This is a genomic window from Nitrospiraceae bacterium, from assembly GCA_035623075.1.
GTDB lineage: Bacteria > Nitrospirota > Nitrospiria > Nitrospirales > Nitrospiraceae > DASPUC01.
The window spans coordinates 1-12,847 of sequence record DASPUC010000025.1 but is presented as its reverse complement, the minus strand read 5'-3'; the positions used below and the strand labels follow the sequence as shown (position 1 = coordinate 12,847).

At 56.0% G+C, this 12,847-nt stretch carries 8 protein-coding genes; 5 read left to right on the top strand and 3 right to left on the bottom strand.

The annotated features are described in order from the left end of the window. The 3 genes from VEI50_08530 to VEI50_08520 form a co-directional block, all read right to left on the bottom strand. Positions 1-266, bottom strand: a 266-nt coding sequence (locus VEI50_08530) for a hypothetical protein (GenBank protein HXX75162.1), incomplete at its 3' end; no start/stop codon positions are given. A gap of 64 nt (positions 267-330) precedes the next feature. Then, positions 331-2,028 carry a porin gene (locus VEI50_08525; protein HXX75161.1) on the bottom strand — a complete coding sequence of 566 codons (1,698 nt, stop codon included), beginning with the start codon at positions 2,026-2,028 and terminating at the stop codon, positions 331-333. 241 nt (positions 2,029-2,269) lie between these two features. Next, positions 2,270-2,923, bottom strand: coding sequence for a hypothetical protein (locus VEI50_08520; GenBank protein ID HXX75160.1), 654 nt, complete (start codon positions 2,921-2,923; stop codon positions 2,270-2,272). A 433-nt stretch (positions 2,924-3,356) separates the two neighbouring features. Here VEI50_08520 and VEI50_08515 point away from each other — a divergent pair, with 433 nt between their 5' ends. From VEI50_08515 to VEI50_08495, 5 genes are all read left to right on the top strand, one after another. Next, on the top strand, positions 3,357-7,442 hold the full coding sequence (locus VEI50_08515) for a filamentous hemagglutinin N-terminal domain-containing protein (protein ID HXX75159.1): 4,086 nt from the start codon (positions 3,357-3,359) through the stop codon (positions 7,440-7,442). A 186-nt stretch (positions 7,443-7,628) separates the two neighbouring features. Then, complete coding sequence (locus tag VEI50_08510) at positions 7,629-8,408, top strand: VPLPA-CTERM sorting domain-containing protein (GenBank protein ID HXX75158.1); 780 nt, start codon at positions 7,629-7,631, stop codon at positions 8,406-8,408. A 69-nt stretch (positions 8,409-8,477) separates the two neighbouring features. Then, positions 8,478-10,067: a hypothetical protein gene (locus tag VEI50_08505; protein ID HXX75157.1), complete on the top strand. Its 1,590-nt coding sequence runs from the start codon at positions 8,478-8,480 to the stop codon at positions 10,065-10,067. A gap of 90 nt (positions 10,068-10,157) precedes the next feature. Beyond that, entirely contained in the window at positions 10,158-10,787 is a 630-nt protein-coding gene (locus VEI50_08500) for a hypothetical protein (GenBank protein ID HXX75156.1), read from the top strand. Between the two features lie 117 nt (positions 10,788-10,904). Continuing rightward, the gene (locus VEI50_08495) at positions 10,905-12,689 is read left to right on the top strand and encodes a POTRA domain-containing protein (GenBank protein HXX75155.1); all 1,785 of its coding nucleotides are present in this window, start codon (positions 10,905-10,907) and stop codon (positions 12,687-12,689) included. Positions 12,690-12,847: the final 158 nt, after the last annotated feature.

Here is a 12,847-nt window from a genome sequence, read left to right as displayed (position 1 = left end):
ACCGCCGGCTCGGGAATCGTGAGACCAACTGGGTGCCCGATATCGACGGCATCCTCTGACTCTGAAGCTGCCGACCACCGAACGCGAAGGTCTGTTCGTTCACCCACACGAATCCGCAGCGTGGTCCGAGTCAATCCTTTCATTCGAGACGTCACAACCCCGGTCAGCACGTTGCATGAAGGTGGTCCCGACAGATCGGCAGAACCGAACCAGCGGACCGTATGGCCATCCTTTTGCCTAGAAAGCTCTTCGTCTAGTTCGGACATAGTGACCTCCTTACTTCGAGATTGTTCAAGCGAGGTTCTGCCATTTCTTTCACGTACCCCTTGCTCAAAAAAACAGTTGGTACTGAACTGTGATCGCGTTTTGAATCAACGTGCCGCCGACGGCGTCAACGGGAACAGGTCCGTTGGGATAGAATATTGATGGGGTTGAAGAACCAACGGTCTGCGCGAGTGGCATTGGATTGCTCCGCCCGATGGCATACCCGCCTGTCCCCATGGAGATGTTGCTATAGGTGATGAGGATCGAATGGTCGTACGTTCCATTGAGGAACCAGTTGAGCGAGACATTGACTTCTTTGATCAGATCACCTGGAGCATTGGTGTCCGGGTCCCAATAGGCATAACGGGCAGCCACTTCGACATAGCGCGGAATGATGTAGTACCCGCTTTGGACCGACCAGCCGAAAGCATTGCCCAGTTGTTGAGGGGCGAACGCCGTGCAGGTAATGGGTCCGGTATCGACAATCTCCTGGAGGAACTGAACGCAGGGTGGACCCTTCTGGCGGCGGTTCACATTCTTGAAATCAAACTCACCTTGCAGAGAGAAGCCCCGGTACTTGAATACGCCATCAACCGTCCAAGTAGAAAAATCGACGGTCCCCCAGCCCAATTCTCGTCCGTTGCCGCTCGCGGCGATCAGACGACGAATGGTCAAATTCGCCAGGTCCTCGCCGATGAACGCGTTGTTCGTGCTGGTATTGACCTTAGGATTGTAGGCGTATCCACCGCCGATAGCCAACTGAGGCCGTTCCGAGTAGGCAATGTCTCCTTCGCCGTAGCCGGGGCGACCCATGACGTTCCAGTTCAATCGAGCGGAGAACATGAGGCGATTGAGGTTTGTGCGGGTATCCGCGTTCAGGTTGCGCTGAAGTGGATTGGTCTGATTCAAAGGAGGACCAGCCAATAGGCAGTTTGTGGTGGTGGGAAGAGGAACATTGGTTGGTGTTTGGCCGCCGGGGCAATTCTGCTGAACCTGCTCGCTTTCAGTGTTCCCAAGGGTGGTAAAGTTGGGGCCCGAGCCTCCGAAGACTCCAAAATAGTAATTCAGGGGATACCGTTCCTCGTCGTTCATGATGGTAAGACCTATATCACGCCTATCCAATCCGCTCGCCGGAAAGGCATCCATCGCCAGCGCGCGCTCTGCAAACTGCATCGACGCGGTGGAATTAATCTGGGACCGGTTGAAGTAGACCTTGTATTGGCCGACCTGGACGTTCAGCCAGGGCACCATGGTGTTCAGTGCAAAGTAGTCGAGCAGTTGAACATTGCTTTGGGTCTGCGAACTGCCACTTGCAGAATCCATTGACAGCTGGACGTAGTACTTCATGTCCGGACTAAACACATGTCCCATAAAATAGAGGCGGGCTCGTCGCAGGTTCGCCGTCGAAGATTCGCCGTCAAACCGGTTGATGCGGTAGTCGCCAAACACACCGTCAATGTCCGGAAAGTCCTTCGCGTCGCCGGGGTTTCGCCAGGCTGAATTGCGATACTGCTGGACGAACTGCGTATCGAGTCTCCCGCGAATGCGTAGGAGGAATGCATTATCATTCGTGCTTAGGTTGAACCCCCGCTCATACCAGAATTTGTAAGATGGTTGGCGGATATAGGCCTGCTCCTCATACTCCCGCACGAGAGCCGCGTACCGCTGCTGAGTTATGCGTCCCTGCGCATAGGCATCATCCAGAAGAAATTTGGTGATCGGGTCTATCTCATCGATTGCCGGTAGCGGTCCGTCTTGCTGCATTGAGCGAGGCGAATCTCCGTTCGCGGCCTCAGATCTATCGCACAGCCCATGTCCCAGGCTCGCGCACACGAGGACCATCAGCAATGTTCCTTTCCATCCACCTGTTGACGTCGTCCATACGTCATACAGGACGCCCAAGGTTCTGGTACACCACATGGCAAGACGCGTGACGGCTTCGCGTTCATTGGGACCTTTTCACTGGGTCCGATACGCGGGCAACGACACGGAAATCCTTCCGTCTTTATGGCGACGCCCTTTCGAAAAACCTCTCTAAATCCACGGCAGATTGATCGAGCATGGGATCGGTCACATAGAGCCCCTGAGGCTCGTAGTACACGGCATAATTCTGTTCGGGGGTCCACGGACTGGGGTAATAGGGATCGTACGCGTCAATCTTACGAATCGGCTGTTCTACGTGGTAGTAGTCCACGTGCAGGTGAAAATATCGGTCCCGAATCCTGATCCACCCTCCGGTCACGTCTCGCCAGTACCGTGGATTGCGTCCTGGTGACACGACCTCGAATCGAACCCGCTCATGGAAGCCGACTTTTAACAGAGCTTCATGAAGAACAGGGGCTAGCACCTCGAGTTCTCTTTCGCGTAGCAGCTTCCGAGGCGGCCGTTCATCGGCCAGGACCGGAATCGGAAGGCGAGAGATCGGGCGAACGGAAAAGCCGCGCAATAGCTTTGTCAATTGTTCAGCTGAAATGTCTGTTGGACTTGTGCGACTGCCTGAAGGGGCATGGAAATCTGTTTCCAGTGTCACCATGACGCGATCGTCGTCGTGCAGCACTCTCGTTGTTTCCGGCAGGCGAGCACAATCGGTGAGGAGAGCTCCAAGGATTGAAAACAGAAATACGGAGAGGAATGGGCTGCTATGAATTGGTAACGACATCGGCCAGCCTCAACTCTAGTCTTCGCGCGGTTCAACGGGTTCGCGAGCGGGAAGATACGGATACACAATAGCTGACAGAAATGTCAAGTATGCATATACACACAATATCCTAAGTCAATTATGATGGATTGTGTAATCGATAGACGACATGAACGATGGAGAGGTCAACAGGAACACCGGCTGAAGATTGCGGTCGTGTTACAGCGCTATCAAATATGATTCAGGATACTTGACGTTATGACTCCTATAGCCATATACGTCACAAAGCGGCTCTGGCGAGATCTACCAGGGGCATTGCTGCGTAAGGCAGGGGACCATGACGTCTCGAAGACAAAAGCAACCGGCCTCCGTCAAGAATGACAGCGTTCATAGTATGTCCGCATCAGCTCGTGCAAGGAGTTGGAGCATCGTTCTCGCGTGCACCGGTGTTCTTATGTCAATGGGCTCGGAGTTGCCTCCACTCGTACAGGCCAAGTCGACCGTTGCCACCAATCCGGTTGTGCAGCTGGGAAGCGGAACGGTTTCCGGGCTCGGCACATCGAATGTGACAGTGAACCAGTCAACACAACTGCTGGGGATCAACTGGAACAGCCTTGGGAACAATCACGGCGAGATCCTCAGGTTTGTCCAGCCTTCGACCAGCGCGATTGCGCTCAACCGCATTGTGGGAAGCGACCCCAGTCAATTTCTCGGTTCGTTGGTTGCGAACGGATCGGTCATCATCATTAATCCGAACGGCGTGTTCTTCGGTCCCAATTCACAGGTGAATGTGAACGGGTTGATTGCGTCCTCTCTGAATATGACGAACGCCAATTTTGTGAACGGCCAATATCAATTCTCAGGGACTTCGACCAACGGCCCTGTGCGGAACGAAGGCCAGATCTCCTCCGGCCCGTTCGGCGTCTATCTGCTCGCGCCGAATGTGACGAACAACGGGGTGATCACAAGCCCGGGCGGCACCATCGCGTTGGCCGCCGGCACCACGGCCTACCTCTCGGATCGAGCGGATGGGCGCGGGTTTATCGTAGAGGTCACGGCGCCTGCGGGCGAAGCCTTAAATCTCAAAAGCCTGGTCGCTGACGGCGGACAGGTCAGTATGATTGGACGGTTAGTGACACAAAGCGGCGTCGTGCAAGCAAACAGCGTGCGACAACAAAACGGGAAAATCGAACTTGTGGCCAGTGAGCGAATCACTCTCACGCCTGGAAGTGTGACGAGAGCGGCGGGCAATTCGCAGGGGGTTTCGGACGGCGGCTCGATCCTTGTGAAGTCGGATCTCACAACCGGTCAGACAACATTTCAACAGGGCGCTGTGCTTGACGTCTCCGGGGGAGTGAACGGAGGCAACGGAGGAACTGTGGAGGTGAGCGGGGCCTCAGTCACGCTGGCGGGACAATTTCTTGGTCGTGCGCTGCCCGGTTTCACTGGTGGAAGCGTTCTCATCGATCCGTCGACGCCAGTGACCACGGCCGATTTCCAAAGTTTCACCGGCAGCGGCGTGTCGAACATCACGTTTTCATCCGTTGACGGAACGGACCTCGTGGTGAATGCGAATTATAACCTCGTTAACGTAGGAGCGCTTACCTCGCCCACTCAGATCGGCACTTTGCAATTCATAAGCGGGAACAATCTGACCTTTAACAACACGTCAATTCAAAATGGACAGAACCCTGGTCCTACTGGTGCGATCAAAGGCGCTCTCAACGGGTGGAATATCGTCGCGACCGCACAGAACAACACGACAAAGACCCCGGTCGATATCGTGTTGAACAATTCCACATTGTCGACAAGTCTCGGAGGCTCCATCACCCTCAATGCAACCGGCAATATCAAGCTTGCTCCGGATGGAGGCAGCACCCAGTTCACTACAATCCGGACCTTCGGTGGAGACATCACGATCAATGCAGGGCTGAATCTCATTGCTCCCTTCGCAACTCCACTTTCGTCAAACGGGTCCTATGCTGGCATCCGCCTGCAAGGTACCGGCAATCTGAGCATCACAACCGGTGGGGACTTTTTAGGTGGACTCGAAGGAGGGCTGCCTACGGGACCTGGATTCTATATCGCGAACGGAACGGCCACTGTGAACGTGGGCGGCAATCTAGGCTCCATCTATGTTCCTGGTACTCCCAATCCCAATGGGCCTCCCAACGGGTATGCCACCTTCATGCTGGGGAACGGGTCGCTTACTATCGACAACAGTAGCACATCTGCGACCTTCCTAGGCGTGCCTGGGCCTCCTGCGCATATCAACGTGACCGCTGGTACGAATTGTTCCCTGCCTCCTTGCAACATTTATATCAACAACGTCCAGGATTGGGGAGCTGGGGAAGGATTCGCGCAAAATGCATTCAGCGCGCTTACCGTCAATCCTGCGAGCTCTGCGACGTTTATCGCCCAAAACGGCAACATCTTCCTGAGTCCTCAGGACAACTTCAACTTGGGCCAAAGCTGGGCACATGTGTTACCCCCGAGCTTCACAGTCTCGGCACCAAACGGAAGTATCACCGTTCAAACAGAAAATCTCGATTTTTGGCCCTCCTCAGTGGGGAACCTGGCGTTTTCAGCCGGGAACAGTATCCAGGGCACGATTGGTAGCACAGGGTTGGGGAGCACGATCTCGCTCTGTCAGACCTGTCCCACGATCGCGACTGGGAGCGCTCAGCAACCTGGTTCGATCAGCTTTACTACGACCACCGGTGATATCAGTGGCTTGAAATTCGATCTGGCCAGCCCGGTAGTCAATATCCTCCCGACCGTGACCATCGCATCCGGGAGAGATCTGACGAACGTGTTATTCACATCAATTCCCGTGCCGGTGCTAACAGATGCCGCCGGGAATACACTTACAGATGCTGCTGGGAATCCGATCCCCAGCGCCATCATCTCCGCTGCTCGGAACATCGACTTGACGACGCCCACCTCACAGTTCACCGTGTCTGGCTTCACCTTCGTGGGTACCGGCACCGCCAAGATTTCAGCCGGGGGAGATCTGAATCTCGCGAACAGTCAGGGGATCCTTATGAGATCGAGTATCACCCCCACGCTCGATTCCAACAAAGGCGGTCTCTTGGATATCAACATCGGCGGCAATCTTCTGATGAGCCAGTCCCGGATCGAAACCGATAACGGTGCCAGCATCTGGATCCACGGAATCGGCCAGGATGCAGCGGTAGATGCGTCTGGCAACCCAACCATCTTCAACGGGCTACCTGTGGTGTCGCAGGCCAGCACGCAGACGGTCTCTGGCGGAAATGTCGTGGTCGTCGGTGGGAACTCGGTTCTGAATCCGAACACCGGGAAACCCCTGGTACTCACCGGCTCGGAGCCCGTAATCACCACGACCGGTCTCCTGCTCGACCAATTTCCGGCACAAACGTTCAATGGGAATACTGTAGCGCCAGTCATCTACCAGGGGAAACCGGTCCTGGTGAACGGGAACCTAGTGCTGATCGTAGGGGGACAAGTTTCGCTGGTGGACGCCCGCTCGGTCTCGATCGAGCGGCCGGTAGGTGGTCAGGTCTTGGTGGGAACGAACCAGAACAGTGGCTTCAATGCTGCGACAGGGATTCTGACGATGCGAGGCGGCGCCATCCAGATTAAATCGATGGGTGACATCGATGTGCAACTCTCGCGCATCGCCTCCTTCGGCGGCGGCAACATCTCCCTCACCTCGACAGCAGGGGATATCAATGCGGGAAGTGGAGGCAGAGATCAGATGGTGCAGTACGTCATTGACACAGGAGTGCAGGCAATAGACCCCAAGACCGGAAAGCCGGAAGTCAATGCACTCGGGCAGCCGGTAGATGTACTATTCACGCCGACGGTTCCAGGCAGCGGGATCTTTACCTTCCATCCTGACGATCCCTCGCCGCTGAATTATCCAGTCTTCAATCCCCTCTCACCGTTTGAAAAGCAGGTGATGCTCGCGCAATTCCTGGGGCATGACGTCTCAACACTTCTGCCCCAGATTCCCGCTGCGCATGATGCCTGGATCGCGCAGTACAACCAAACCTTCAACCAGTTCATCGCACCTTTGAAGCTCGGCGACGTCACTTTGATTGCGGCGCGTGATGTCGTGGTTCCTCCGGCCGGCATCCGTGGGAGACTGATCACGATCGAGGCGGGCCGCAATCTCGACCTGAACGGGGGAACGATTGAAGGAAGGGCAAACGTCACGGCGGGCGGATCCGTCGTCGGGAGTCTCAGTAGCTTTGTGGGATCGTTCACGGTGAATCTCGGCGGCCTCTCAGGCGGGACAGGCGGAGGCACACTGAACCTTGGGTCCATTAGCGGCAGTGTCGGCGCCATCACTCCCGGTTCCTCAGTGATGGCCGCCGTGGCCACCACGTCGATGACCAGTTCAAAGGCTGCCGACGATGCCAAGTCTTCTGAACCAGTGGGCAGTGCAAAAACCGTCTCCGATCGATCGGGCAAGAAGAGTAAGCAGCAGGCAGCGACGGGGTCGCTGCGTGTCAAGGACAAAGTCAGGATCAAAGTTGAGACAAAATCGGAATAGGTGAGGTGAGCGAGAACTTGGACATGATGAGCGAAGGGTGGGAACAGCGATAATCACAAACGGCAAACACGACGGGCGGCGTGTGAGCTTCATGAAAGGAGGTCGGAGCAGGGAACAACACTCATTCAACGTTCGCCTTGAGATAGCAAGTGTCACATTCATATATGGAATTAAAGGAGGAACACCATGGCACAGAGTTTGGCTCAGAGATTCTGGAGAGCCCAAGCCAAGATCCTGGTTGTCATGTTCGCGGCAACCATGGGAATCGGCGGGTTCGGGTCCGAAGCTCGAGCGTTTACGATTAACAGCGGTGACTTGGTCCTGTCGGTCTATGGCAACGGCACGGAATACTATCGAGACCTGGGTCCCGCGTCGTCATTGCTTACCCCGGCGACCCAAACGCTCGTCGATCTCAATCTCAGCACATTGAATCCTATGTTAGCGGTTGGTGGAACCAACCCGGTCGAATTTACCCTCGTGAGAAACACATTCGGGTCCGGTATCCCCGCGTCCAGTACCTTCATCAATGCCGGCTCGCAACTGAACACGGCAGACACGCTGGCATCAGGAAACTCGTACTCCGTGTCCCAGACCAACGGGGCCATTAGGTCCTGGCAGGGTCTTATTAGCAGCGTCTCAGCGCCTCTTGGTAATGAGCTCTTGCTCGCGGCGAGCGATCCAGCTTCCTTCACCTCGACCATGGGAGTGGACGGCAGTTTGAAGGGCTCATTCACTGGGTTTGGCATGCAGGGGACGTTAGGGACGACGTTGACGATCCTTCAGGGCGTGGTGTCCGGCAATGTCCTCAGTGACGCTGGGGCTGCGGTCTTGATGGCCAACGGACAACTGCTTATTTGTGGTGGCGCTGGTTGCACACCTTCGGCGGTCCCACTGCCAGCGGCTGCTGTGCTCTTTGGGACCGGGCTTGTTGGTCTGGTCACCATCGCGCGTCGGAAGCTCAACTAGGAGAGGGGTGTCAGCAAAACTGATTCGGGCACAGAAATTCGAACCATCATCACGACGAGGAGAATACCGATGGATATGTTGACGTGGAAGTACCAGAAAAGATGCACAGCCTTCTGTCTGATTGCCCTGGTCTTCGTGGCCGTGGCAAGCGGGCCAGTCAATGTCGCCTTCGCCGACTTGAACATCGTCGGCTCGACGCACGGACAAAATTATCAGGGAGTGACCAATCCGAACGCCGTGGTTGGCCCTCCGCCTGTTCCGGCCGGTGCCGCCTACGCGGTCCCACTCGCCCTCTGTGACCCTCCCAGCAGCGGTGCCCCGACCCCGAACCGCTATACCAACGCGGCGAACCTCTCGGACCCACTCCAACCAGGCGTCGTCATGCCGGCCAACACTTCGATTGTCTGGGTGTGCACGTTGAATGGCGTTCCCAACTTCACGTTTCGTTACACGGGAGGCTTTTCCGCCTTCGCCTACAACGCGATCAAGCAGCCGTTGACTTCTACCGGCTCGCAGTTCACCTCGATCGTCCCGGGCGGTACAGGATGCACTGCTGTTGCCGGGAACCCGCAAACCGATCCTGGAACAGGATTGAAGTACAACAGCTTTCAAAGCTGTACCCAACTCGCCAGCCCCCCTTTTAACGCTAATTTCGCGACCTCCGATACGAAGGGGACGAACTTTGCGGCGACTATGTGCGACCAGACGGGTGCCTGTGCTGCGCCCATTCTTGATACGGGAGTCCAATCCTTCCCGATTACCGCCACTCCCTTCGTGATGATCGTCGGCAATGGGGTGCAGAAGTGCAATCCGACTGACAACAGTGCGAACGGAAAAATTACGCTGACCCGCTCGCAAGTCGAAGCGATCTTCAGTGGACAAGTGTCGAGTTGGAATCAACTCGGCTATTGCGTCTATCCTGCGACGGATACCGATGGTGACGGATTCCCCAATCTCGACCCGATCGGAACTGTCTTCAACGCGTCGGTGGATCAGCTGGTGGTGACCTGTTCCCGGCCCATCACCGCTGGGACCCGTATCATCTTTGACTCGATCGTGATGCGGGATGCTGCTCAGCTAACCTATGGGATAGTGGCGGGCGGAACGCCCTTTGTACCATTCGAGGGCGATCATAATTACCTTGCACCGACGGTTATGGACGGTCTCACCTGTGTACAGGGAAGAACCACCCCGTCGCCGACGAGCACTGCGAATCCAAACGCGATTTCCTACAACCGTGCCGATGAGGCGTCCAATTCGACAGACTTTGGTGCCGGCAATGTCGGAAAGATGAACGGCGGATATCCGGTGCCGCTTGATGGAGACCTGCCCAGCAATTATGTCAAGCCCGGGAACATTCAGGCTCCCACGGCGACGGAACGTGCGACGTCGCAAAAGGATTTCCGCTGCGGGCGCTATTCCTTCTGGTCTGACTGGGTCGGTATTCAACGGACATCGCCGGTTGATGCGAACCAGGCGCTCTGGACGCAATACGTCAACCTCATTGCTCAAAACCTGTCGCTAACGCCGGCTGGATTCTTCTGGGCAGAAGATCTCCGGCAACCTGGAAATCCGGTGGTCAGCGAAATGTCAATTCAAAAAGGGCCAGTGAAGGGGCCGACCCAGTATAACCCAGGGTTTAACACGGCTTGCCGGTAATGCAGGAGATTGCGTGCCGTCGCGGCGCAACGGTGCCGCGACGGCAGTCGTGAGGCGCTTCGTGGCGCCTCACGGTGAAAGGAATAGACGATGTTTACACAACGACTGTTTCTCTGTTGCGTGCTGATATTGGCATTGACGGTCTTGCTCTATACGGCTGGAGAGGCTGCGACGGTCACAGAGTTGGACATCACCGGTGGGTCGATCAGTTTAAACTTTGGTTCGCTGGGTACCGTCTCCGGCACATTCACGCAAAATGGTCAATTGCTCATGGGGCAGTACCAGCCGCCCCCGAACATTTTTCCCCCGATCACAATTTCCCATCTCACATTTTCCATCTTTACGAGCTCGGGGCAACCAACGTTTAATTTTCCGCCGCCGTCAGGAACGACATCGGGGGCGACGATAACGGTGGATCTTTCGTCATTGTTTACAGGGTTGAGCAGTACGAAGTGGGGTTGGATGAGCGGGCCCACGTGGTGGTCGCTGAACATCGGCGGTATTGCGGCCGGGTCGTTCAATCAGACGACGGACGCATTTAATATTTCCTGGACCCATGCGTTCACGGGTATTCCGCATCTGACCTCGGGAAGCTTTACTCTCCAAGGAATGGCTCAAGTGGCCGCTGTGCCTCTACCGGGAGCCGCGATTTTGTTTCTCACAGGTTTGATTGGAATGGGACGCGTTCTCGAAAGGAAGCGAAACGAGTCAAAAGCATAATCGGTTCCTCCAGGCTTGGAGGGAGCGTGACCGGTAAACTCGCAACAACCTCGACAAGTCTTGGCACCAATGGGCGTTGGCGACAAGAGACGTGGTCGGAAGGAGTGTCTGGCATTCATGACTGCTGCCTTCGCTCTTGCAGCATGGATCGACCCACTCTATAGTGCCGGCGGCGCCCCATACGAGGAAGCATCTGGCTCGACGCAGGCTCCGAGTGCCAACGGTCGTAAGAACAGCGTATCTGACTCGGATCAGCCGCGGTCGGATCGTGATGGCAAGTCACCAGGAGCGTCTTCAAGTTCCAATCCCACCACTCAGCAAGCGGCTCCTCCCCAAGTCGAGGAGTCGCCATTTGCTATCTGGGACTTCTTCGTCGAGGGGAATACGCTGTTGTCGCCAGATCGGGTCGAGGCCATCCTGTTCCCCTTTCGAGGCCCAAAACGTCGATTCAGTGATATTGAGCAAGCTCGCGCCACGCTCGAGCAGGCCTATCGGCAACTGGGCTATCCCACTGTGGCAGTCACGGTGCCCGAACAAACCGTCACATACGGTGTCGTTTCACTCAGGGTGTACGAAGGGAGGCTGAAGTCTATCGAAGTCACCAATGCGCGGTTCTTTTCGGAAGGGTACATTCGTAATAAATTGCCCGCAATCGGGGTCGGTGCATTGTTATACGAGCCGACCGTGTTGAAGCAGCTGGATGCTCTCAACACGAATCCAGACTTGAAAGTCGTGCCAATTCTCAGACCCACTGATGATCCCGAGCAATTAAATCTTGAATTGAAAGCGAATGATCGACCGCCGGTGCACGGCAAGATTGAGTTGAACAACCGAGGAGTACCAACGACGCCGCGGCTCAGGCTGAACGCCGCAGTGCAATATACCAACCTGTTTGATGCGGACCATTCGATCACGCTGCAGACCAGTCAGACACCGCAAGATTGGGGGGCGGTGGAAGTGTACAGCGGCAACTATGTGATGCCGCTGGGCTCGCCCGATCAGCAGCTTGTGTTCTACGGTGCCACTGCACACAGCAATGCCAGGCTGAGTGCGAGCCCACTTCCGGTTGGCGGAGGACTTGACATCATCGGAAATGCGGTCATTGCAGGCGGGCGCTATCAATTTCCACTGGGTGTCTGGGCATCGATCAAGCACCAGTTGTCACTTGGCGTAGATTACAAACATCTCGACCAGAGCCAGGCGCAAGCTCCCGATGGGACCACTGTTACCGTCAGCAATGCCATCACCTACACACCTGCGTCGATTGGATACATCGGCGTGCATCAAGACGAATGGAGCTTTACCAAAGGCACGCTCTCCACCAGAGGGTATGTGGCCGGTTTGGTTCCCGGAGGTTCGAGGCAAGATTTTGAGGGAGATGTCAACAATCCGCTCAATATGCCGGGAGTGCGTCACGGTTCGACAGGCACATTTCTGGTCGTGCAGGGCTGGATCGATCGATACCAGAGGCTGCCCCAGGAGTTCGGCCTTTCAACCAAAGTAGACGGGCAATGGGTCAGCGAGCCGGTGATTCCCACGGAGCAGTATTTCGCCGGCGGCATGGAGTCCGTGCGCGGCTATCGCGAATATGAAGCGGTCGGAGACAATGCATTCCATGCCAGCGTCGAAGTCAGCAGCCCGCCGATCCCGCAATTTTTCAGGGAGAACATCCGGCGCACCCTTAATTTCGTGGCGTTTTACGACATGGCGTTTCTGTGGATCAGGGACCCGATTCCCGGGCAGATCGCTCGTCAAACGCTGGAAGGGGCCGGCTTTGGGGCAAGATTCACGCTGAGCGACCATCTCCGCTTCCGGTACGACGCAGCCTGGACGCTCAGAACTGGTCCGTTCACGCCGACCGGCTCGTACTACGGACACTTTTCGCTTGAGGCTGTGTTTTGACCAACAATAGGTGATGTGCAGATGGATATGAGTTCAGGGGGCGTGGCGTTTGCGCTGAGCCACGCGACATTGGAAGGCAAGATCACCATCGCGGTGTTGCTTATCTTCTCGCTCGTGAGTTGGACCATCATCATCAACAAGTTCCGCCAGCTGGCGCG

Bases quoted from the DNA above. Each gene is read 5' to 3' on its own strand.
- VEI50_08525 (HXX75161.1), bottom strand. From the start codon at position 2,028: ATGCAGCAAGACGGACCGCTACCGGCAATCGATGAGATAGACCCGATC.
- VEI50_08520 (HXX75160.1), bottom strand. From the start codon at position 2,923: ATGTCGTTACCAATTCATAGCAGCCCATTCCTCTCCGTATTTCTGTTT.
- VEI50_08515 (HXX75159.1), top strand. From the start codon at position 3,357: ATGTCAATGGGCTCGGAGTTGCCTCCACTCGTACAGGCCAAGTCGACC.
- VEI50_08510 (HXX75158.1), top strand. From the start codon at position 7,629: ATGGCACAGAGTTTGGCTCAGAGATTCTGGAGAGCCCAAGCCAAGATC.
- VEI50_08505 (HXX75157.1), top strand. From the start codon at position 8,478: ATGGATATGTTGACGTGGAAGTACCAGAAAAGATGCACAGCCTTCTGT.
- VEI50_08500 (HXX75156.1), top strand. From the start codon at position 10,158: ATGTTTACACAACGACTGTTTCTCTGTTGCGTGCTGATATTGGCATTG.
- VEI50_08495 (HXX75155.1), top strand. From the start codon at position 10,905: ATGACTGCTGCCTTCGCTCTTGCAGCATGGATCGACCCACTCTATAGT.